20 protein-coding genes and 1 pseudogene are annotated in these 22,141 nt (G+C 72.0%); 16 read left to right on the top strand and 5 right to left on the bottom strand.

The genetic code is table 11. The features are described 5' to 3' along the window. Positions 1–36: 36 nt before the first annotated feature. From ACZ6KY_RS22960 to ACZ6KY_RS22925, 8 genes are all read left to right on the top strand, one after another. Positions 37–1,131, top strand: coding sequence for a nitronate monooxygenase (locus ACZ6KY_RS22960; protein WP_469312139.1), 1,095 nt, complete (start codon positions 37–39; stop codon positions 1,129–1,131). Beyond that, positions 1,128–1,877: a 16S rRNA (uracil(1498)-N(3))-methyltransferase gene (locus ACZ6KY_RS22955; RefSeq protein WP_469312138.1), complete on the top strand. Its 750-nt coding sequence runs from the start codon at positions 1,128–1,130 to the stop codon at positions 1,875–1,877. The genes ACZ6KY_RS22960 and ACZ6KY_RS22955 overlap by 4 nt, the downstream gene beginning before the upstream one ends. Positions 1,878–1,929: 52 nt before the next feature. Next, a complete protein-coding gene (locus ACZ6KY_RS22950; protein ID WP_401326819.1) occupies positions 1,930–2,322 on the top strand; it encodes a VOC family protein in 393 nt (130 codons plus the stop codon). Positions 2,323–2,518: 196 nt separating this feature from the next. Then, positions 2,519–3,034 carry a hypothetical protein gene (locus tag ACZ6KY_RS22945; protein ID WP_469312137.1) on the top strand — a complete coding sequence of 172 codons (516 nt, stop codon included), beginning with the start codon at positions 2,519–2,521 and terminating at the stop codon, positions 3,032–3,034. 73 nt (positions 3,035–3,107) lie between these two features. Then, a complete protein-coding gene (locus ACZ6KY_RS22940) occupies positions 3,108–6,320 on the top strand; it encodes a S41 family peptidase (RefSeq protein ID WP_469312136.1) in 3,213 nt (1,070 codons plus the stop codon). 114 nt (positions 6,321–6,434) lie between these two features. After that, a complete protein-coding gene (locus tag ACZ6KY_RS22935) occupies positions 6,435–6,812 on the top strand; it encodes a histidine triad nucleotide-binding protein (protein ID WP_469312135.1) in 378 nt (125 codons plus the stop codon). A 6-nt stretch (positions 6,813–6,818) separates the two neighbouring features. Continuing rightward, positions 6,819–7,724, top strand: coding sequence for a ribonuclease Z (locus tag ACZ6KY_RS22930; RefSeq protein WP_469312134.1), 906 nt, complete (start codon positions 6,819–6,821; stop codon positions 7,722–7,724). 174 nt (positions 7,725–7,898) lie between these two features. Beyond that, positions 7,899–8,891, top strand: coding sequence for an adenosine deaminase (locus tag ACZ6KY_RS22925; protein WP_469312133.1), 993 nt, complete (start codon positions 7,899–7,901; stop codon positions 8,889–8,891). Between the two features lie 94 nt (positions 8,892–8,985). On the opposite strand, the gene ACZ6KY_RS22920 is transcribed toward ACZ6KY_RS22925, so the two are convergent. Continuing rightward, on the bottom strand, positions 8,986–10,368 hold the full coding sequence (locus ACZ6KY_RS22920; protein WP_469312132.1) for an MFS transporter: 1,383 nt from the start codon (positions 10,366–10,368) through the stop codon (positions 8,986–8,988). A 407-nt stretch (positions 10,369–10,775) separates the two neighbouring features. On the opposite strand from ACZ6KY_RS22920, the gene ACZ6KY_RS22915 reads away from it, so the two are divergent. The 6 genes from ACZ6KY_RS22915 to ACZ6KY_RS22890 all read left to right on the top strand — a co-directional run bounded on the left by ACZ6KY_RS22915 (position 10,776) and on the right by ACZ6KY_RS22890 (position 15,811). Further along, positions 10,776–11,885 carry a carbohydrate kinase family protein gene (locus ACZ6KY_RS22915; RefSeq protein WP_469312131.1) on the top strand — a complete coding sequence of 370 codons (1,110 nt, stop codon included), beginning with the start codon at positions 10,776–10,778 and terminating at the stop codon, positions 11,883–11,885. 247 nt (positions 11,886–12,132) lie between these two features. Beyond that, positions 12,133–13,191 (top strand): PhoH family protein, encoded by a 1,059-nt coding sequence (locus ACZ6KY_RS22910; RefSeq protein WP_469312130.1) that lies wholly within the window; start codon positions 12,133–12,135, stop codon positions 13,189–13,191. Positions 13,192–13,203: 12 nt separating this feature from the next. Then, the gene (gene ybeY, locus ACZ6KY_RS22905; protein WP_328668970.1) at positions 13,204–13,701 is read left to right on the top strand and encodes an rRNA maturation RNase YbeY; all 498 of its coding nucleotides are present in this window, start codon (positions 13,204–13,206) and stop codon (positions 13,699–13,701) included. Further along, entirely contained in the window at positions 13,698–15,002 is a 1,305-nt protein-coding gene (locus ACZ6KY_RS22900) for a hemolysin family protein (RefSeq protein ID WP_469312129.1), read from the top strand. Before ybeY ends, ACZ6KY_RS22900 begins: the two co-directional genes overlap by 4 nt. Next, entirely contained in the window at positions 14,999–15,358 is a 360-nt protein-coding gene (locus ACZ6KY_RS22895; RefSeq protein ID WP_469312128.1) for an MmcQ/YjbR family DNA-binding protein, read from the top strand. The genes ACZ6KY_RS22900 and ACZ6KY_RS22895 overlap by 4 nt, the downstream gene beginning before the upstream one ends. A gap of 99 nt (positions 15,359–15,457) precedes the next feature. Next, on the top strand, positions 15,458–15,811 hold the full coding sequence (locus ACZ6KY_RS22890; RefSeq protein WP_469312127.1) for a cytidine deaminase: 354 nt from the start codon (positions 15,458–15,460) through the stop codon (positions 15,809–15,811). Positions 15,812–15,903: 92 nt separating this feature from the next. Here ACZ6KY_RS22890 and era read toward each other — a convergent pair whose 3' ends face one another. Next, positions 15,904–16,869, bottom strand: a complete 966-nt coding sequence (era, locus tag ACZ6KY_RS22885) for a GTPase Era (RefSeq protein ID WP_261702641.1) — start codon at positions 16,867–16,869, stop codon at positions 15,904–15,906. Between the two features lie 245 nt (positions 16,870–17,114). On the opposite strand from era, the gene ACZ6KY_RS22880 reads away from it, so the two are divergent. After that, positions 17,115–18,422 (top strand): ammonium transporter, encoded by a 1,308-nt coding sequence (locus ACZ6KY_RS22880; RefSeq protein ID WP_469312126.1) that lies wholly within the window; start codon positions 17,115–17,117, stop codon positions 18,420–18,422. Then, on the top strand, positions 18,419–18,757 hold the full coding sequence (locus ACZ6KY_RS22875) for a P-II family nitrogen regulator (protein ID WP_355845641.1): 339 nt from the start codon (positions 18,419–18,421) through the stop codon (positions 18,755–18,757). Before ACZ6KY_RS22880 ends, ACZ6KY_RS22875 begins: the two co-directional genes overlap by 4 nt. Here ACZ6KY_RS22875 and ACZ6KY_RS22870 read toward each other — a convergent pair. From ACZ6KY_RS22870 to ACZ6KY_RS22860, 3 genes and pseudogenes are all read right to left on the bottom strand, one after another. Then, positions 18,654–19,676: pseudogene (locus ACZ6KY_RS22870) on the bottom strand (DUF916 domain-containing protein); the annotation flags it as partial. The gene ACZ6KY_RS22875 and the pseudogene ACZ6KY_RS22870 sit on opposite strands and share 104 nt — an antisense overlap. A 107-nt stretch (positions 19,677–19,783) precedes the next feature. Beyond that, positions 19,784–21,112 (bottom strand): beta-xylosidase, encoded by a 1,329-nt coding sequence (locus tag ACZ6KY_RS22865; RefSeq protein ID WP_469312125.1) that lies wholly within the window; start codon positions 21,110–21,112, stop codon positions 19,784–19,786. Between the two features lie 279 nt (positions 21,113–21,391). Continuing rightward, the gene (locus tag ACZ6KY_RS22860; RefSeq protein ID WP_469312124.1) at positions 21,392–21,868 is read right to left on the bottom strand and encodes a hypothetical protein; all 477 of its coding nucleotides are present in this window, start codon (positions 21,866–21,868) and stop codon (positions 21,392–21,394) included. Positions 21,869–22,141 lie beyond the last annotated feature (273 nt).

Genomic DNA, 22,141 nt, shown 5'->3' with positions numbered 1-22,141 from the left:
TTCGGACTTGCACTGAGGACGTGACAACATGCCGTCATGTCCTCCGCGCTGACCGATCTCTTCCCTCACCCGATCGTGCAGGCCCCCATGGCGGGCGGCGTCTCCGTCCCGCAGCTCGCGGCCGCCGTGTCCGAGGCCGGCGGGCTCGGTTTCCTCGCCGCCGGGTACAAGACCGCCGACGGCATGTACCAGGAGATCAAGCAGCTGCGCGGGCTGACCGGCCGTCCCTTCGGCGTCAACCTCTTCATGCCGCAGCCGGAGTACGCGGACCCCGCGGCGGTCGAGGTGTACGCCCACCAGCTCGCGGGTGAGGCCGCCTGGTACGAGACCGAGCTCGGCGATCCGGACAGCGGCCGCGACGACGGCTACGACGCCAAGCTCGCCGTCCTCCTCGACAACCCGGTGGCGGTGGTCTCCTTCCACTTCGGCGTTCCGAGCAAGGACGTGCTGGACTCGCTGCGCCGCGCCGGCACCGTCACCCTGGTCACCGCCACCACGGCCGAGGAAGCCCGCAACGTGCAGCGGGCCGGTGCCGACGCCGTCATCGTGCAGGGCATCGAGGCCGGCGGACACCAGGGCACCCACCGCGACAACCCGGAGACGGACGGCACGGGCGTCGGCCTGCTCTCCCTGGTCGCCCAGGTCCGCGAGACCGTGCGGATCCCGGTCGTCGCGGCCGGCGGCATCATGCGCGGCAGCCAGATCGCCGCCGTCCTCGCCGAGGGCGCGGACGCGGCCCAGCTCGGTACCGCCTTCCTCGCCAGCCCCGAGTCCGGCGCGAGCGCCGTGCACAAGCAGGCGCTGACCGACCCCCTCTTCGTCCGCACGGAGCTCACGCGCGCCTTCTCCGGGCGCCCGGCGCGCGGGCTGGCCAACCGCTTCATGCGCGAGCACGGCCCGTACGCCCCCGCCGCCTACCCCGAGATCCACCACCTGACCTTGCCGCTGCGCAAGGCGGCGGCCAAGGCGGGCGACGCGCAGGGCATGGCGCTGTGGGCGGGCCAGGGCCACCGCATGGCGCGCGACCTGCCCGCCGGGCAGCTCGTGGAGGTACTGAACGCAGAGATCGCGGCCGCCAAGACAGCGTTGTCGGCCGCCGACGAGATCCCGGAAGAGGGTGCGGCCCGATGACGGCACCGGTGTTCCTGGTCGAGCACTTCGACGCGGACGGCGGCGGACGTTACGTCCTCGACGGCCCCGAGGGACGGCACGCCGTCTCCGTGAAACGGCTGCGGAGCGGCGAGGAGATCGTCCTCACCGACGGGGCCGGGCGCTGGGCGGACTGCGTGGTCCTCGACACCGAGGGCAAGGACCGGCTGATCGTGCGGATGGGCGAGGTGGCCGAGGAACCGGCCGAGGAGCCGCGCGTCACGGTCGTCCAGGCCCTGCCCAAGGGCGACCGGGGCGAACTGGCCGTCGAGACCATGACCGAGACCGGCGTCGACGCGATCGTCCCCTGGGCCGCCTCCCGCTGCATCACGCAGTGGAAGGGCGAGCGGGGTCTGAAGGCGCTCGCCAAGTGGCGCGCCACCGCCCGGGAGGCCGGCAAGCAGTCCCGCCGGGTGCGCTTCCCGGAGGTCGCGGACGCACTGACGACCAAACAGGTTGCCGCGCTTCTCGCCAAAGCCGATCTCGCCGCCGTACTCCACGAGGACACGGAACTCGGCACCGAGCCCTTCGCGACGGCCGGACTGCCCGGCTCCGGGGAGATCGTCCTGGTGGTCGGCCCCGAGGGCGGGATCTCCCCCGAGGAGGTCGCGCTCTTCACCGAGGCCGGCGCGAAGACGTTCCACCTGGGGCGCACGGTGCTGCGCACCTCGACGGCCGGGACCGTGGCCACGGCACTGCTGCTGGCCCGCACCGGCCGCTGGTCCTGACACCGGCACCCGCCGTCCCGACCCCATCACCCGCACTTCCACCGGGGAATTCATGGAACTCGCCCAGGTACGGCTGCTCGTCTCCGACTTCGCCGCCTGCTACCGCTTCTACTCCGAAGTCCTCGGCCTCAGGCCCCAGTCGGGCGCGGCCGAGGGCCCGTACGAGAAGTTCAGTCCCGTCGCCGGATCGGCGGGCATCGCCCTCCAGGACCGCTCGATGATGGCCGAGATACTGGGGGAGCTCGGTGACGTGGTGACCGGACACCGGTCGCTGGTGGTGCTGCGGGTGGACGACCTCGACACCTACTGCGAGCAGGTCGTCTCGCGCGGCGCGACCCTGCTGCACGGCCCGGCGCCCATGACGGACCGCATGCGCGTCGCCCATCTCAAGGACCCCGAGGGCAACCTGGTGGAACTCCAGGAGTGGCTGCTGCTGCTCGGCTGACGGGCGGACCACGGCCCGTCCGGCCGGGGGACGAGCGTCTCCATCGTTGCCCCGCCGGGGGGCCGGCAACTCCTTCGGGTGGTTGTGCCCCCGATGGCCGCATGCGGTCTACCGCCGATCGCCCTGCGGTGGGACGCTGCCGTCCATGGGGGCTTTGAGGCATATCAGGCGCCGGACGGGGCGCGGGCGGGTACTGATGGCTGTCGGGCTGGGCGCCACCGGAGTGTTCGCAGTGACCGCGTGCCAGCCCGGGGACGGACTCGGCACCGCCGCCGTGGCCTACACGACCGACCAGACGGCGACCAAGCAACTCGAACGGCAGCACGTGGACGTGCGCTGGCTCACCTGCACCGCCCACTACGGCAACGCCAACAAGGCCTACACGCCCGGGAAGTCGCCCTCGCCGACCGAGAACACCGTGGCGACCGTCGACTGCCGGGGCCAGACAGGCGACGGCCGGGCCATCGTCGTCAAGGGCAAGGTCACCCGGGCCGTCAACGGCGCCTGCGTACGCGGCGATCTGACCGCCACCGTCGGCGGCAAGCAGTGGTTCCATGTGAACGGCCTGGGCGACTGCAACGCCGCCGGCACCATCCCGCCGGTCACCTACCACCCCACGAACGGGCAGCCCAACCCCACCGTCACCGTCACCGTGACGAAGACCATGTGGTGCAAGGGCGACCCCACCTGCTGGCCCTCGCAGGGCAAGTGACCTGCCGGGCCGTACACGGATCAAGTGATCCAAACCCCTGTCGGGGCGCGTGTCCGCTGCGTAGGGTGACCGGGTGACTGAGTCCGCACCCTCCGCGTATCTCCGGTTTCCGCATCTGCACGGCGAGTTGGTCGTCTTCACGGCCGAGGACGACATCTGGGCCGCCCCCCTCGACGGCGGCGGCCGCGCCTGGCGGGTCAGCGCCGACAACGTGCCGGTCAACCATCCACGCATCTCCCCGGACGGTACGACCGTCGCCTGGACGTCGACGCGTGACGGAGCCCCCGAGGTCCACGCCGCCTCCCTGTCCGGCGGGCCCGCCAAACGGCTGACGTACTGGGGCAGCCTGAAGACCCAGGTACGCGGCTGGACCCCCGACGGACAGGTGCTCGCCCTCAGCACCCAGGGCCAGGCCAGCCTGCGCCGCAGCTGGGCACGGTCCGTCCCGCTCGACGGCGGCCCCGCGACGACCCTGCCGTACGGGCCCGTCGGCGATGTCGCCCACGGCGAGCCCGGCGTCGTCCTGCTGTCCGCCCCGATGGGGCGCGAGGCCGCCTGGTGGAAGCGGTACCGGGGCGGCACGGCGGGCAAGCTGTGGATCGACCGGGACGGCGACGGCGAGTTCGTCCGGCTGCACGAGGACATCGACGGGAACCTCGAATACCCCTTCTGGGCGGGCGAACGGATCGCCTTCCTGTCGGACCACGAGGACGTCGGAGCCCTGTACTCCTCCCTCGCCGACGGATCCGACCTGCGGCGCCACACGCCACTCGACGGTTTCTACGCCCGCCACGCGGCCACCGACGGCACCCGCGTGGTGTACGCCTCCGCCGGTGAACTGTGGCTCCTCGACGACCTCGACGGGGCCGAGCCACGCCGGCTGGACCTCCGGCTCGGCGGCCAGCGCGTCGACCAGCAGCCGCACTCCGTGAGCGCCTCGCGCTGGTTCTCCGCCGCCGCTCCCGACCACACCGGACGCGGCAGCGCGATCTCCGTGCGCGGCGCCGTCCACTGGGTCACCCACCGCTCCGGACCCGCCCGCGCGCTCGCCGCCGAGCAGGGCGTCCGCGCCCGGCTGCCCCGCACCTTCCGCGCGGAGGGCGAGGAGCACGTGGTCTGGGTGACCGACGCGGAGGGCGACGACGCCCTCGAATTCGCCCCCGCCACCGGAGTCGCCCCCGGAGCCACCCCGAGACGGCTCGCCGCCGGCGCGCTCGGCCGGGTCCTCGGCCTCGCCATGGCGCCCGACGGAAGCCGCGCCGCCGTCGCCTCGCACGACGGGCGCGTGCTGCTCGTCGAACGCGAGAGCGGCGAGGTCCGCGAGGTCGACCGCAGCGAGGACGGCGACGTCAGCGGCCTCGTCTTCTCGCCCGACTCGGCATGGCTCGCCTGGTCGCACCCCGGACCGCGCCCGCTGCGCCAGCTCAAACTCGCCAACACCACCGACCTGTCGGTGACCGAGGCGACCCCGCTGCGCTTCCGGGACTACGCGCCGGCGTTCACCCTCGACGGCAAACACCTCGCCTTCCTGTCGGCACGCGCCTTCGACCCCGTCTACGACGAGCACGTCTTCGACCTGGCGTTCGTCGGCGGCTCCCGGCCGTATCTGATCACCCTGGCCGCGACGACCCCGTCCCCCTTCGGACCGCAGCGCCACGGCAGGCCCTTCGACGCGCCCGACAAGGACGAGACCCCCGACAGCGAGGGCACCCCCAGCACCCGTATCGACCTGGACGGACTCGCCGACCGGATCGTGCCGTTCCCCGTCGAGGCCGCCCGCTACTCGACACTGCGCGCCGCCAAGGACGGGCTGCTGTGGCTGCGCCACCCGGTACGGGGCGTGCTCGGCGCCTCCCGCGCCACCCCGGACGACCCGGACCCGAAGACCGAACTGGAGCGGTACGACCTCGCCCAGCAGCGCATCGAGCACCTCGCCGCCGACGCCGACGACTTCACCGTCACCGGCGACGGCAAGCGGGTCCTGCTGAGGACCGACGGCAAGCTCAAGGTCGTCCCCAGCGACCGGCGCGCCTCGAACGACGACGAGAGCGACACGAACATCACCGTCGACCTCTCGCGGATCCGCCAGACCGTCGAACCGGCCGCCGAGTGGCGCCAGATGTACGACGAGACGGGCCGCCTCATGCGGGACAACTTCTGGCGTCCCGACCTGGGCGGCGTCGACTGGGACGCGGTCCTCGACCGGTACCGGCCGGTCCTGGAACGGGTCGCCACCCACGACGACCTCGTCGACCTGCTGTGGGAGGTGCAGGGCGAACTCGGCACCTCGCACGCCTACGTCGCCCCGCGTGGCGGACACCGCGGCGGCGACCTCGCCCAGGGACTCCTCGGGGCGGACATCTCCCGCCACGAGGACGGCCGTTGGCGCATCGACCGGATCCTCCCCTCGGAGACCTCCGACCCGGACGCGCGGGCCCCGCTCGCCGCGCCCGGCGTCGCGATCCGCGCCGGGGACGCGATCGTCGCGGTCGGCGGCCGGCCCGTGGACCGGGTGGCCGGGCCCGCACCGCTGCTCGTCGGCACGGCGGGCAAGCCGGTCGAGCTGACCGTCTCGCCCGCCGGCGGCGGCGATCCGCGCCACGCGGTCGTCGTACCCCTCGCCGACGAGGAGCCGCTGCGCTACCACGCGTGGGTCGCCGACCGGCGCGCCTACGTCCACGAGCGGTCCGGCGGACGTCTCGGCTATCTGCACGTGCCGGACATGGTCGGCTCCGGGTGGGCACAGCTCCACCGCGATCTGCGGATCGAGGTGGCCCGGGAGGGTCTCGTCGTGGACGTCCGCGAGAACCGCGGCGGCCACACCTCCCAGCTCGTGGTGGAGAAACTCGCCCGGCGGATCGTCGGCTGGGACCTGCCCCGCGGCCTGCGCCCCTACAGCTACCCGGAGGACGCGCCGCGCGGCCCCGTCGTCGCCGTCGCCAACGAGTTCTCCGGCTCCGACGGCGACATCGTCAACGCGGCGATCAAGGCGCTGGGCATCGGACCGGTGGTCGGCACCCGCACCTGGGGCGGTGTCATCGGCATCGACAGCCGCTACCGCCTCGTCGACGGCACCTCCGTCACCCAGCCCAAGTACGCCTTCTGGCTGGAGGGTTACGAGTGGAACGTCGAGAACCACGGCGTCGATCCGGACGTCGAGGTCGTCCAGGCCCCGCAGGACCACGCGGCCGGCCGTGACACCCAGCTCGACGAGGCCATCAGGATCGCGCTGGCCGCGCTGGAGGAGAACCCGGCGAAGACCGCGCCCGTACTGCCGCCGCTGTGACCCGCCGCGGGCGGCTCGCGGACGGGCGGCGACGCGAGCCGCCCGCGAGCCGTCCGACCCGTTGGGCCGCTAGCATGCGGAGGTAATGATCGGCTGGCGTGAGGAGGCACCCGCATGGCGCAGGAGCCGAGGCGGGACGAGGGCGGGGAACCGCAGGACGACTGCCTGTTCTGCAAGATCGTGGCGGGGCACATTCCGGCGACGCTGGTGCGCGAGACCGATACGACGGTGGCGTTCCGCGACATCAACCCGCAGGCACCGACCCACATCCTGGTCATCCCCAGGGTGCACTACCCGGACGCGGCCTCCCTGGCCGCCGCCGAACCCGCCGTCGCCGCGGACCTGTTGCGCGAGGCGGGCGAGGTCGCGGCCGAGGAGAAGCTGGAGAGCTACCGCGTCGTGTTCAACACGGGCAGCGGCGCCGGGCAGACCGTCTTCCACGCGCACGCCCACCTCCTGGGCGGTCGCGGCATGCAGTGGCCGCCGGGATAACGGGCCTTGTCCGCACGTGAACTGGTGGTCCTCGGCACCGCCAGCCAGGTCCCGACCCGGCACCGCAACCACAACGGCTATCTGCTGCGCTGGGACGGTGAGGGTCTCCTCTTCGACCCCGGCGAGGGCACCCAGCGCCAGATGCTGCGTGCCGGGGTCGCCGCGCACGACCTGCACCGCATCTGCGTCACCCATTTCCACGGCGACCACGCGCTCGGACTCGGCGGGGTGATCCAGCGCATCAACCTCGACCGGGTACCGCACGAGGTGACCGCGCACTACCCGCTCTCCGGACAGCACTTCTTCGAGCGGCTGCGCTACGCCACCGCCTACCGCGAGACCGCCCGGCTCACCGAGGCGCCGGTCGGGGACGACGGCGTCCTCGCGACGACCCCCGCTTACACCCTGGAGGCCCGCCGGCTCTCCCACCCCGTCGAGTCCTTCGGGTACCGGCTGGTCGAACCGGACGGGCGGCGGATGCTGCCGGAGCGGCTCGCCGAGCACGGGATCAAGGGGTCCGACGTCGGGGTGCTGCAACGGGAGGGCTCGCTGCGGGGCGTCACGCTGGACGACGTCAGCGAGTTGCGGCCGGGACAGCGGTTCGCGTTCGTCATGGACACCCGGCTGTGCGAGGGCGTGGACGCGCTCGCCGAGGACTGCGACCTGCTCGTCATCGAGTCGACGTTCCTCGACGGGGACCACCAACTCGCCCAGGACCACGGTCATCTGACGGCAGGTCAGGCGGGCCGGGTGGCCAAGGAGGCGGGCGTACGACACCTCGTGCTCACCCACTTCAGCCAGCGCTACTCCGATCCCGACGAGTTCGAGCGCGAGGCCCGCGCGGCGGGCTTCGACGGGGAGCTGACGGTGGCGCACGACCTGGTGAGAGTGCCGGTCCCGAAGCGAGGGTGACGACACCCGGACCCGGATCGGACCTGCGTTCCGAACCGGATCGGACCCGGATCGGCCCAGGTCCGAGGTCCGTCCCGACCCGGGTCGGAGCCGGATCCGCCCCGGTCCGGGGTGTCCCGGTGTCGGGAAGGTGCCGGTTTCGGTGGGGCCGGGGATCGACCGTACGATGCTTCGATGTCCCTCCCCAAGGCTGAACTGCACCTCCACATCGAAGGCACCCTCGAACCCGAGCTGGCCTTCGCGCTCGCCGCGCGCAACGGCGTCACGCTGCCGTACGCGGACACGGAAGAGCTGCGCAAGGCGTACCTCTTCGACGACCTCCAGACCTTTCTGAACCTGTACTACGAGCTCATGGCCGTCCTGCGGACGGAAGCGGACTTCGCCGACCTGGCCGACGCCTACCTCGCCCGTGCCGCGGCCCAGGGCGTGCGGCACGCGGAGATCTTCTTCGACCCGCAGGCGCACATCGCCCGGGGCGTGCCGATGGGGACGGTCGTCGAGGGGCTGTGGCGGGCACTCGGACGCAGCGAGGAGACCCACGGCATCTCCACCCAGCTCATCATGTGCTTCCTGCGCGACGAGTCCGCCGAGTCCGCCATGGAGACCCTTCAGGCCGCGAAGCCCCACCTGGACCGGATCGTCGGCATCGGCCTCGACTCCGCCGAGGTCGGCCACCCGCCGGTCAAGTTCCGCGCGGTGTACGAGGCCGCCGCCGAGCTGGGTCTGCGGCGCGTCGCGCACGCCGGCGAGGAGGGGCCGCCCGCGTACATCACCGAGGCCCTCGACATCCTCGGGGTCGAGCGCGTCGACCACGGGCTGCGCTGCATGGAGGACCCCGAGCTGGTCGAACGACTGGTCCGGGAGCGGGTGCCGCTGACCCTCTGCCCCCTGTCGAACGTACGGCTGCGCGCCGTCGACGTCCTGGCGGAGCACCCGCTGCCCGCCATGCTGGACGCCGGGCTGCTGTGCACGGTCAACTCCGACGACCCCGCCTACTTCGGCGGTTACGTCGGCGACAACTTCGGCGCGGTGCGCGAGGCCCTCGGTCTCGGCGAGGAGCGGCTGCGGGAGCTGGCGCGCAACTCGTTCGAGGCGTCCTTCCTGGAGCACGACGAGGAGCGCCGGGCGCGCTACATCGCCGAGGTCGACGCGTACGAGTTCGACTAGCCGGGCGAGGGCCCGTCCGCCTGTCGGCTCCCCCCCCGTCCGCCCGGATGGACAGGCCGACGGATGGACGGACGGGCAGGTGGACGGGCGGGCGTCAGACGGTCACGGGCCCCGGCGTGGCCGAGGTGGCCGCCGGGCGCCGGGGCCCTGCCGCGCCGTACGCCTCCCGCTGGGCGGGTACGCCCTCCAGCGGGGTCTCCGCGACGTCCGCGACGGCGATTTCCGTGAAGGCGTCGGCCACGACCGGGACCGGCGCCACGGAGATCTCCACGACCGGGATCTCCGCGAAGTGGCCGACGGCGGCCTGGATCTCCATGACCGGCGTCTCCACGACCGGGATCTCGACGATCTGGCCGGTGCGCCGTGGGCGCAGGGCCACGAGGGTCATCGGGACGCCGACCAGCAGCAGACCGGCCGCCAGGACCGTACCCATCGCCGGGTAGCCGGCCCGCGCGGACAGCAGGCTGCCGGTGAGCGGGCCGCACGCCGTGCCGAGCGAGGAGGCGGAGCCGACGAGAACCGCCCACCGGCCGCGCGGGTCCATGGACGCGGCGAGGCCGATCACGTACGACAGCACGACCGGGTACAGCGCGTTCCAGGCGATCTCGCCCGCCGCGAAGGACGTCAGATCGGTGGCCGCCGCGCTCAGCGCGATGCAGCCGGCGATCAGCGCCGTGCCCAGGCCGATCGGCAGTGCCCGGCCGAGCCGCGGGCCGAGGGCGCCCGCGCCGATGGTCCCGAGCAGTCCGGCGCCGAGCGCCACCGCGAACACCGCGCCGACCTTGACCTCGCTGAGGCCCGCCTGGGTCAGACCGATCCGGCCGCTCACGCCCCACAGGGAGTTCTGCGCGAGGGACCAGAAGAGCATCGCGCCGGCGAGGAGCAGGCCGGAGCGGCGGTGCGGGAGCGGGGCGGCGGTGCGCGGGGCGTGGGCGGCCGGTGCGCGCGTGGGAAGCCGTCCCGTCAGGGACAGCGCGAGCAGGGCCGTGCAGGCGATCGCGGCGAGGGGGACACCGTGCGCCGGGCCCAGACGGGGGATCGTCAGATACAGCGCGCCCGCGAGGCCGGAGACGCCGAGCAGACCCAGGGTGGTGACCCGGTGCGGATCGCGCCGGCCGGCGATTCCGGTCGCGGCGACCGCGGTGGCCGTACCCGAGCCGAAGCCGCCGACGATCGCGCCGGCGACGACGGGAGGAACGGCCGCCGAGAGCGCGGCGGCGGCGTAGCCGACGGCCGCGAGGAGCAGACCGGCGCGGGCCAGTCCACGCGGGCCGAAACGGTCGACGCGGGAGGCGAGCAGGAAGCCGGCCGAGGCCGAACCCAGCAGCAGGACACTGCCGACGGCTCCTGCCTGGGTGGCCGACAGCGGGAGTCCCGAGTCGAGGCGGCCGACAGTGGTGGGGAGCAGATACGCGGCGAGGTACCCGGCCGTGAAAAGGGCGACGAGGGGCCAGGGCGTGGGGGTGCGGGCGGACACGGGCGTTCCCAGGGCAGGCGAGAGCGGCTCAAGAAGAGGGGGAGGGGGCGGCTGTCGACGGACAGGGACGCGCGGGCAATTTGTATCAAGGTGGGGGTCCGCGAAGAAGGCGTGGCGGTGTGATCTGGGGCACTCTTCGTTTGGGATGGGGGTGCCGGGGTATACCGGCCTGCTTTTCGAGCGCCGAGGCCGAGCCGGGTGCCGGACGGGTGCCGCTGCCACGCGCGCGTGCGGCGGCGTTCGGGCAGGCGGGGGACCGGAGCGGGCCCCGGACGCGGGGCGGGCGCGGGCCGGGCGGACACGCCCCACCCGCACCACGGACTACAGCCGCCCCGGCGTGACCCACGGCCTCATGCGGCCGGTGTGGTGCACACTGGCCAGATCCGGACCACCCCAGGGAGCGCACCGTGATCGCGTCCAACGGCGAGGGACCGTTCCGTCAGGCCCATGTCGACCCGCTCGCCGGGCTGCGCGCGGCCGGAGACCCGCCCTGGGACGTCTATCTCACGGGCACCGTCTTCTTGGACATCATCTTCACCGGGCTCGACTCCGCCCCCGTACGCGGCACCGAGTCCTGGGCGCGCGGCATGGGTTCGAGTCCCGGCGGCGTCGCGAACATGGCGACCGCCCTCGCCCGGCTGGGCCTGAAGACCTCCCTCGCCGCCGCCTTCGGGGACGACCACTACGGGGAGTACTGCTGGGACGCCCTGGAACAGGGCGAGGGCATCGACCTGGCGCCGTCGCGGACCGTGCCCGACTGGCACTCGCCGGTCACCGTGTCGATGGCGTACGAGGGCGAGCGGACCATGGTCAGCCACGGGCACGAGCCGCCGTACGAGGAGCCCGCCCCGGACCGCCCGCCACGCGCGCGTGCCGCCGTCGCCTCGCTGACCCCGGGAGTCCGCGCGCCCTGGATCGCACAGGCCGCGAGCCTGGGCACCCGGATCTTCGCGGACGTCGGCTGGGACGACACCGGCCGCTGGGACCTCGCGGGCCTCGCCGATCTGGCGCACTGCGAGGCGTTCCTGCCGAACGCCGAGGAGGCCATGCGCTACACCGGCGCCGACTGCCCGCGCTCGGCTGCGCACGCCCTGGCCGAACACGTACCGCTGGCCGTCGTCACCCTGGGAGCCGAGGGCGCCTACGCCGTGGACGGCCGCTCCGGTGAGAGTGCCGAGGTTCCGGCGATCGCCGTCGAGGCGCTGGATCCCACGGGCGCCGGTGACGTCTTCGTCGCCGGATTCGTCATGGGAACCCTGGCCGACTGGCCGCTCGCCGACCGTCTCGCCTTCGCCGGGCTGACCGCCGCGCTCTCCGTCCAGGAGTTCGGCGGATCACTGTCGGCGCCCGGCTGGTCGGAGATCGCCGCCTGGTGGCGCCGGGTCCAGTCGGTCGACGACCAGGATCCGGCGGCTCTCAGCAGGTACGCCTTCCTGGAGGGACTGCTCCCCGAGGTCACCCGCCCCTGGCCGCTGCGCCGGGCGGTGCCGACGATCGGTTTCGGCCGCTCGGCGTGAGGCCGCCCGGTCGTGAGGCCACGCGCTCGTGAATCGAACCGGTCCCGAGGTCACCCCATCGTGAAGGCCACCCGGTCGTGCGGTCGGCGCGTCCCCAGGTCCCGGCGCGCCCTCAGGTCACGACCTCGTGACCTGAGGAAAAGCCCTACGGCTCCGGGAGTGCCGCGACGTACGCTGGGAACCGCAAGGCTGCCCGTGTGGCAAGCGTGCCGACCGAGGAGGATACGCAGGCCTACAGAGCCGGCCCATGACTCAGACACCCACAGCTCACGGCCCCGCTCAGGGGCAGGCGCGCGCGCACTTCACCGTCCCGGCCAAGCACCCCATGGTGACGGTGCTGGGTTCCGGAGACGCCCTGCTGCGCGTGATCGAGAAGGCCTTCCCGGCGGCCGACATCCACGTCCGGGGAAACGAGATCAGTGCGGCAGGCGACGCCGGTGAAGTCGCTCTCGTCCAGCGCCTGTTCGACGAGATGATGCTGGTGCTCCGCACGGGGCAGCCCATGACGGAGGACGCAGTGGAACGCTCGATCGCCATGCTCAGGGCGAGCGGGAACGGGGAGGGCGACGGCCAGGAGACCCCGGCCGAAGTGCTCACGCAGAACATCCTGTCCTCGCGCGGTCGCACCATCCGCCCCAAGACGCTCAACCAGAAGCGCTACGTCGACGCCATAGACAAGCACACCATCGTGTTCGGCATCGGCCCCGCCGGTACCGGCAAGACGTACCTCGCCATGGCGAAGGCCGTCCAGGCGCTCCAGCTCAAGCAGGTCAACCGGATCATCCTGACCCGCCCGGCGGTCGAGGCCGGCGAGCGGCTCGGCTTCCTGCCCGGCACGCTCTACGAGAAGATCGACCCGTACCTGCGCCCGCTCTACGACGCGCTGCACGACATGCTCGACCCGGACTCGATCCCGAAACTGATGGCTTCGGGGACGATCGAGGTCGCGCCGCTTGCTTACATGCGCGGCAGGACTCTGAATGATGCTTTCATCATCCTGGACGAGGCCCAGAACACGAGCCCCGAGCAGATGAAGATGTTCCTCACCCGGCTCGGCTTCGAGTCGAAGATCGTGATCACGGGTGACGTGACACAGGTCGACCTGCCGAGCGGTACGACGTCGGGTCTGCGGCAGGTCCAGGACATCCTGGAGGGTGTCGACGACGTCCACTTCTCGCGGCTCACGTCCCAGGATGTCGTCCGGCACAAGCTGGTCGGCCGTATCGTCGACGCGTACGAGAAGTACGACAGCGAGAACGGCACCGAGAACGGCTCCCACAAGAGCCGGGGCCACAAAGGGAAGTAGACCAGCACCGCCATGTCGATCGACGTCAACAACGAGTCCGGAACCGAGGTCGACGAGCAGGCGATCCTCGACATCGCCCGCTACGCGCTCGCACGGATGCGCATCCACCCGCTCTCCGAGCTCTCGGTGATCGTCGTGGACACCGACGCCATGGAGCAGTTGCACATCCAGTGGATGGACCTGCCCGGACCGACGGACGTCATGTCCTTCCCGATGGACGAGCTGCGTCCGCCGTCGAAGGACGACGACGAGCCGCCGCAGGGACTGCTCGGCGACATCGTGCTCTGCCCCGAGGTCGCCGAGCAGCAGGGCAAGGACGCTCCGACGCAGCACACCATGGACGAGGAGCTCCAACTGCTCACCGTCCACGGCGTGCTGCACCTGCTCGGCTACGACCACGAGGAAGCCGACGAGAAGGCCGAGATGTTCGGCCTCCAGGCCGCCATCGTGGACGGCTGGCGCACGGAGAAGGGCATCACGGGTCCCTCTCCGGCCCCGACCGTGTCATGAGCCCACAGCTGGTCATCGGTGCCATCACGCTGGTCGTCGTCGCCTGGCTCGCCGCCTGCGCGGAGGCGGGCCTCGCGCGCGTCTCCAGCTTCCGCGCCGAGGAGGCGGTCCGCAGCGGCCGACGGGGCAGCGCCAAGCTCGCGCAGGTCACCGCCGACCCGACGCGGTATCTGAACGTGGCGCTGCTGGTCCGCGTGGCCTGCGAGATGGCGGCCGCCGCGCTCGTCGTCTTCGCCTGCCTGAAGGAGTTCGACCGGACCTGGCAGGCCCTCGCGGTCGCCATCGCCGTCATGGTCCTCGTGTCGTACGTCGCGGTCGGCGTCTCCCCGCGCACCATCGGCCGCCAGCACCCCCTGAACACCGCGACGGCGGCGGCGTACGTCCTGCTGCCGCTGGCCCGGATCATGGGTCCGATCCCGCCGCTGCTGATCCTGATCGGCAACGCGCTGACACCCGGCAAGGGCTTCAGGCGCGGCCCGTTCGCCTCCGAGGCGGAACTGCGGGCGATGGTCGACCTCGCCGAGAAGGAGTCCCTCATCGAGGACGACGAGCGCCGCATGGTGCACTCCGTCTTCGAACTCGGCGACACCCTCGTGCGCGAGGTCATGGTGCCCCGCACGGACCTCGTCGTCATCGAGCGCTACAAGACCATCCGGCAGGCCCTCACCCTCGCCCTGCGCTCGGGCTTCTCGCGCATACCCGTCACCGGGGAGAACGAGGACGACATCGTCGGGATCGTCTACCTCAAGGACCTGGCCCGCAAGACCCACATCAGCCGGGACGCCGAGTCCGAGCTCGTGTCCACGGCCATGCGCCCGGCCGCGTTCGTGCCCGACACCAAGAACGCCGGCGATCTGCTGCGCGAGATGCAGCAGGAGCGCAATCACGTCGCCGTCGTCATCGACGAGTACGGCGGCACGGCCGGCATCGTCACCATCGAGGACATCCTCGAGGAGATCGTCGGCGAGATCACCGACGAGTACGACCGCGAACTGCCGCCCGTCCAGGAGCTCGGCGGCGACAGCTTCCGGGTGACCGCCCGCCTCGACATCGGCGACCTCGGTGAGCTGTACGGCTTCGAGGCGTACGACGACGAGGACGTGGAGACCGTCGGCGGACTGCTCGCCAAGGCGCTGGGACGCGTCCCCATCGCCGGTGCCTCCTCGGTGGTCGAACTGCCCGACGGGCGCGAGCTGCGGCTGACCGCGGAGGCCGCGGCAGGCCGCCGGAACAAGATCGTCACGGTCCTCGTCGAGCCGGTCGGCCCGGCCGGGCCGACCGAGGAGGACAAGCCGGAGTGACCCCGCAGCGGCTGCGCGCGTTCTGCCTGTCCTTCAACGCGACCGTCGAGGACTTCCCGTTCAACCCCGAGACCTCGGTCTTCAAGGTGCTGGGCAAGGTCTTCGCCCTGACGAACCTGGACGGGCGCCCGCTCAAGGTCAACCTCAAGTGCGACCCGCAGGACGCGATCAGGCTGCGCGAACAGCACCCCGGGCTGATCATCTCCGGCTATCACATGAACAAGCGGCACTGGAACACGGTGACCGTCGACGGCGAACTCCCGGACCGCCTGGTCCGGGAGCTCATCGAGGATTCGTACGACCTCGTCGTGGCCGGCCTGCCACGGGCCGAGCGACTGCGCCTCGACCGTCCCTGACCGGCCGGCGGGCCCGTACCCCGCCGCGGGCCGAGGTATCCGGTGGGCGGGGCTGACCCTTCGGCGGGGGCGGGCACCGGCACTTCGTATGCTCTGGTCATGACCGACAGCAGCGCGCTCGACCCCGAGGACCGCAAGATCGTCACCCTGGCCCGTTCCGCGCGGGCCCGCAACGGTGTGCCCGAGGGCGCGGCCGTACGTGACGAGACGGGGCGTACCTACGTCGCCGGGACCGTGGAGCTTGAGTCCCTGCGGCTGAGCGCCCTGCGGACGGCCGTGGCGATGGCCGTGGCGTCCGGGGCGAAGTCACTGGAGTCGGCGGCCGTGGTGTCCGAGGCGGAGGCCGTCACGGACGCGGACCGCGCGGCCGTACGGGACCTCGGCGGGCCCGGGACGCCGGTGCTGCTGGCCGGGCTCGACGGTGTCGTACGCGTGACGGTGACGGCGGGCTGACGGGCAGACCGAGGCGGCCTTCTCCCCTTTTCGGAAACGACGGACGGCCCGGAGAACGGGCCGTCCGTCGTGCCTTCAGGGGCCGAGACCGCTCAGAAACCGAGCTTGCGCAGCTGCCGGGGGTCGCGCTGCCAGTCCTTGGCGACCTTCACATGGAGGTCGAGGAAGACCGGTGTGCCGAGCAGTGCCTCGATCTGCTTGCGGGACTTGATGCCGACGTCCTTCAGGCGCTTGCCCTTGGGGCCGATGATGATGCCCTTCTGGCTGGGGCGCTCGATGTAGACGAAGGCGTGGATGTCCAGGAGCGGCTTGTCGGCCGGGCGGTCCTCGCGCGGCAGCATCTCCTCGACCACGACGGCGATGGAGTGCGGAAGCTCGTCGCGGACGCCCTCCAGGGCGGCCTCACGGATCAGCTCCGCGATCATGACCTGCTCCGGCTCGTCCGTCAGGTCACCCTCGGGGTAGAGGGCGGGCCCCTCCGGCAGCAGCGGGACGATCAGATCGGCCAGCAGACCCACCTGCGAGTCGCCCACCGCCGACACCGGGACGATCTCGGCCCACTCGAACCCGAGCTCCCGGCCGAGCTGGTCGATCGCGATGAGCTGCTCGGCGAGCGTCTTGCTGTCGACGAGGTCGGTCTTCGTGACGATCGCGATCTTCGGCGTCTTCTTGATCGACGCCAGTTCCTTCGCGATGAAACGGTCACCCGGGCCGAGCTTCTCGTTCGCGGGCAGGCAGAAGCCGATCACGTCGACCTCGGCCCAGGTGGTGCGGACGATGTCGTTGAGCCGCTCGCCCAGCAGGGTGCGCGGTTTGTGCAGGCCGGGGGTGTCGACGAGGATCAGCTGCGCGTCGGGCCGGTGCACGATGCCCCGCACGGTGTGCCGCGTGGTCTGCGGCTGGTTCGCGGTGATCGCCACCTTCTGGCCGACCAGAGCGTTCGTGAGGGTGGACTTGCCCGCGTTGGGGCGGCCCACGAAACAGGCGAAGCCGGCGCGGTGGTTCCCCACTGCCTCGGACGGCTCGGATGACTGGTTGCGAACGCTCATGGCGCCCATTCTCCCTGATCGTCGGGCGCCCGCCGTACCAAGCTGTTCGATAGCCGGGAGACGGGCGTTTTGGCACCCGCGCACAGGGCGTCGAGGACTCGCCCGCCGGGCGTTCCGGCGCCGCGCGCCGGACACCTCATCTGTGAGGATTCGGAAATGGCGGCGCAATGAAACACAGCGGAAACGCGGGTGTGCGCATCCGGAAATGCGCGCCCATGACGCTCTGACGACGCCCCCACCCCGTTGGAGAGACCGTGACCCTGGCCGCTGCCCGGATCGACACCGGCGACACAGCCTGGCTGCTCGCCGCCACCGCGCTCGTCCTCCTGATGACGCCCGGCCTCGCACTGTTCTACGGCGGCATGGTCCGCGCGAAGAGCGTGCTCAACATGCTCATGATGAGCTTCGTGTCGATCGCCCTGGTCACGGTGGTCTGGCTGACGGCCGGATACTCCCTCGTGTTCGGCCAGGACGCGTTCGGCGGGCTCGTCGGCGGGCTGCGGCACGCGGGGATGGCCGGGCTCGGGCCGGACAGCGTGACGGGCAGCGTCCCCACCCTGCTCTTCGCCACCTTCCAGCTCACCTTCGCGATCATCACCGCCGCGCTGATCAGCGGGGCGGTCGCCGACCGGGCGAAGTTCGGGGCCTGGCTCGTCTTCGTGCCCGTCTGGGCGCTGCTCGTATACGTTCCCGTCGCGCACTGGGTGTGGGGTCCGGGCGGCTGGATCCGCGACGGCCTCGGCGCGCTCGACTTCGCGGGCGGTATGCCGGTCGAGATCACCTCGGGCGCCTCCGGGCTCGCGCTGTGTCTGGTCCTCGGGCCGCGGCTCGGCTTCAAGAAGGACGCCATGCGCCCGCACAACCTGCCCATGGTCATGCTCGGCGCCGGTCTCCTCTGGTTCGGCTGGTTCGGCTTCAACGCCGGGTCCGCCCTCGGCGCCAACGGTCTGGCCGCCGCGGTCTTCCTCAACACCCTCACCGCCGGCTGCACGGGCCTGCTCGGCTGGCTTCTCGTCGAGCAGCGGCGCGACGGCCACCCGACCACGCTGGGCGCCGCCTCCGGCGCGGTCGCCGGTCTGGTGGCCATCACCCCGTCCTGCGGGTCGGTGTCCCTGCTGGGCGCGCTCGCCGTCGGGCTCGCCGCCGGCGTCGTGTGCTCGTACGCCGTGAGCTGGAAGTTCAAGCTGAACTACGACGACTCGCTGGACGTCGTCGGCGTCCATCTGGTCGGCGGTGTCATCGGCACGCTGCTCATCGGGGTCTTCGCGGTCCACGGGATGACGGGCGGGATCGAGGGGCTGCTGTACGGCGGCGGGCTCGGCCAGCTCGGCCGGCAGCTGGTCGGTGTGCTGGCCGTCGGGTCGTACGCGTTCGCCGCCACGTACGGCATCGGCAAGCTGCTCGACCGGCTCATCGGCCTGCGCGCGGACGAGGAGCACGAGCAGACCGGCCTGGACCTTACGGTGCACGCCGAGAGCGCCTACGATCACGGGGTCCTGGGCCACGGCGCCCCGGTGTCGTCGTCCCTTCCCACCGCGCAGAAGGTAAAGCCCCAGGCATGAAGCTCATCACCGCCGTCGTCAAGCCGCACCGCCTCGACGAGGTCAAGACCGCCCTGCAGGAACTCGGCGTGCACGGGCTGACCGTCACCGAGGCCAGCGGGTACGGGCGTCAGCGCGGGCACACCGAGGTGTACCGCGGCGCCGAGTACCGGGTCGACCTGGTCCCCAAGGTCCGGATCGAGGTCGTCGTCGAGGACGCGGTGGCCGACGCGGTCATCGACGCGGTGGTGAAGGCCGCGCAGACCGGGAAGATCGGGGACGGAAAGGTGTGGTCCGTACCCGTGGAGACGGTCGTACGGGTACGGACGGGCGAACGCGGGCCCGACGCGCTCTGACCGTCACCACCGCCGCGGCTAACGCGGCTCCCAGCAGCACGGCCACCAGCCAGGGCAGCGCGAGGAACGACACGCTCGCCGACTCCCGGGTCCCCGGCGCGCTGGCCGTCAACGTCACATCGCCCCAGTCGAGTTGGGGCGACCCGTGCCAGGGCGCGGTGAGCCGGACCCGCTGGCCCGGGAGCAGTTCCGAGGGGATGCCCGTGAGGTCGCGGGACAGCAGGGTCCGCCCGAAGAGGCCCTCGGCCCTCAGGCGCACCTTCGGGTTCAGTGTCACGTTGCCCGTGTTGTGGAGGGTGTACGAGACGGTCGCCGTGCCGGAGCCCGTGCCGGGGACCAGCGGCTGGTGGTGGGTGAGGTGGACCTTCTCCACGGCGAGGGCGGGGACCGTCGGCCCGCCGACCCGGAGGTACACCCGGGCGGCCACGGCTCGTTGCACCCCCACCGAGAGGGCGTTCGCACCCGGCTCGATCCGTTCGTCGAGCGCGACCAGCGCGCCCGGATGGTCGCCGGGTTCGGCACGATCCGGGACCCGGAGCGTGAACGGCACGGTGACCTCGCCGTGCGCGGGCACGGTGACCCGGGAGCGGTCGGGCCGGGCCCATGCCCCCACCCCGCGCTGTGTCTCCTTCAGCGTGCGCACGGCGAAACCGCCGTCGCGCGCGGTGTTGTAGGCGTCGGCCGCGTACAGCCGGAAGGTCAGCGGACCGCCGGTCTTGTTGGCGACGGTGACCTTGTCCCGGAGGGTCTGGCCGGGGTCGGCGGAGAGGTAGAAGTACGGCCGCGCGGCGATGCGCGAGGACACGGGGTAGACCGACCAGCTGCCGTTGTCGGCCGCGTACGAGGGAGTCGCCAGGAAGGCGGAGAAGGCCAGGAAAGCGGTGAACAGGCCCAGGAGGAGGGCGTACGGCTTGCGCATGGGTGCGGACCCCCGCGGACGGCATGGGCGACGTGGGCGGACCAGGTGGACGGGCGGGTGCGCGCCCGGCCACCGGGGTGGGACGGACCGGTCGAGTGGCGGACCGGTCAGCTGAGCGTCAGCGTGAGCACGCCGGAGTAGGAGCCGGGAGGCGTGAACTCCGGTACGTTCAGCGACAGTCCGGCGTCGACGGTGAACTCACCACCGGTGAGCGTCCCGTTGGGGGTGGACGCCAGCGTCGCCCCCGAGGTGCCCACCGCGCCGGACGAACCGGCCTGGCAGGTGCTCGGGCTGCCGGCCTTCGTGGCGCAGGCCGGGGTCCAGCTCAGGGCACCGGCGTCGATCTTCGCGCCGGGGCCGGTGAAGTCGGTGACCTTGCCGGTCAGGGACCAGCCCGCGGGTCCGCCGCGGAAGTCCTTGACCGTCACCGTCCGCAGGGCGCCCGTGGAGGCACCGCCCTTGCCGAAGTCGACCGCCGACAGCGCGACGGCGTCCCCGGCCTGGGTCATCGACAGCGTGCCCGCCTTCACCGTGGTGGTGAGCTTCTGACTGCCGTCCGGGACTGGTGTGTTGTCGTTGACGACATACGCGGCGGGGCCCGCGCCGGTGTCCGCGTTCCAGCTTCCTCCCTCGTACGCGACCACGCCGGTCGTCGTCTTGTCGTTGACGGTGAGCGAGCCGCTGAAGGAACCCTGGGCGTTCGCGGTCACGGTCGCCGTGTCGGCGGTCTGGGTGGCCCCGGACCGTCCGGCCAGGGTCACAGCGGCGCCCGGGGTGAAGTCGCTGCCGGTGACGGTCACGCTGTCACCGGGGTTCCCGGAGGCCGAACCGAGCTGGATGGCCCGGGTGTTGGTCTGTCCGCCGCCCGTCGCGGTGACCGTCTCCGACACCGGGGCGGGCGGGTTGGTGACCGTGCACGGGGTGTCCAGTTCCAGGATGTAGCTGGTGTGGATGTTGTAGTCGCCGGGCGAGAGAGTGATCGCGCCGGGAGCGGTGACCGTGAACGTGCCGGTCATGGAGAACGACGGGAAGGCGCCTCGCCCCGGCACCGGGTCGTTCTTCTTCGGCCCCGCGACCGTGACGCTGCCCGTCTGCGCACCGCCGACGGTGACCTTGCCGGTCGGCGTCATGATGTCGGCCGGCAGGGCGAGGTCGGTGGGGTTGCTCGCGGCGGGCGTGACCACCGTGTAGGTCACGGTGACCGTGTCGCCGACCTTCGGACTCGCGTTGTCCACCGTGATCTTCGCGGTGGTGGTGCCGTCGATCGGCGGGAGGCCCGCGATCGCCGGCGGGATGCAGTGCGTGGCGAAGTCCACGTTCGTGGGCGCGGCTCCGGCCGGGGCGGCCAGCGCGCCTCCCGCGGTGAGCGCGAGTACGGTCGCCCCGAGCAGTGCCGCGAGGCGGCGTCTTCGGGTTGTCGGACCCGTGGTTGACATGGTTGTTGCCCCCTCCTGAGGGATGCGGGCGCAGCGGCTCGTCTGCGCCGACAGGGGGCCATTGATGTGCGGGTCGTGTGAGAAGTCAATGGAGTCCCGGCGCACCGACTGATGGGCCATCAGTTTCTGTCATGGTCATCGAGCCGGCTGTCGATCCGGTTGTCGACCTGGTTGCCTGCGTGGTCGCCAACCCGAGCCGCCCGCAGGGTGGTTGAGCGGGAGAGCCGGTGCCGCTGCGCGCGGGCGGCACCGGCCCTCGTCACGTCATGGCGCGGTGGGTCAGTCGAAGACGAACGGGCCCGGGGACTGCGGCGCGTCCGTCGTGCAGGTGATGGTGATGCCGAAGACCACCATCTTCAGGGAGCCGCCGTAGGTCTCCAGGCTGTCGCCGGAGGCGACGGTGCCGTCGAGGGGGCCTACCGAGACTCCGCCGCCCGCGGCGATCGCGGGGTTCTTCTTGCCGCTGAAGGCGGTGGTCCCGCCGCTCGCGTTCACCAGGGTCAGCGTGGAGGTGACCGAGTTCGCGGCGAGGGGGAGCGGGGACGTGATGGTGGTGGAGCTGAGGGTGATGGTCGCGGCCGTGCCGTCCTGCGTGGCCGTGAGGGTGGCCGCACCGCCGCCGCCCAGGGTGCAGGTCGCGTTGATGGTGGCCGTCTGGGGAGTGACAGCCGCGGCGGTCGGCGCGAAGGCCAGACCGGTCACGGCGAGGGTGCCGGCGGCTAACGCCGCGACGGTTCCGAGTCGCTTGCCTCTCATCGAAATCCCTTCCCTTGTGGGGGAATTGCCATGTGGGGATGGTCGGGACGGGGCCGTCCGCCCTGGTCCGGGCACACGGGCTCCTCACCTCTGTGCCCGGTGAGGGTGCGGGGAGACGTGTACGCGGACCGTCCGCGCGTGGGGTGCGGGACGCCGTGCGGAGGCGTAACCGACGGTCCGTCGGAATGTGCGGTTCCATTGAGGCGCGGGAGCCTCACGATTGCAAGGGAAGCGGACCCTTTCCTTCAACGGTCGTGGAAAGTGGCCGAAGTT

Source organism: Streptomyces sp. NPDC042002, assembly GCF_055588305.1.
The sequence above is the reverse complement of the archived record's forward strand: the minus strand, read 5'-3'. Positions and strand labels throughout refer to the sequence as shown.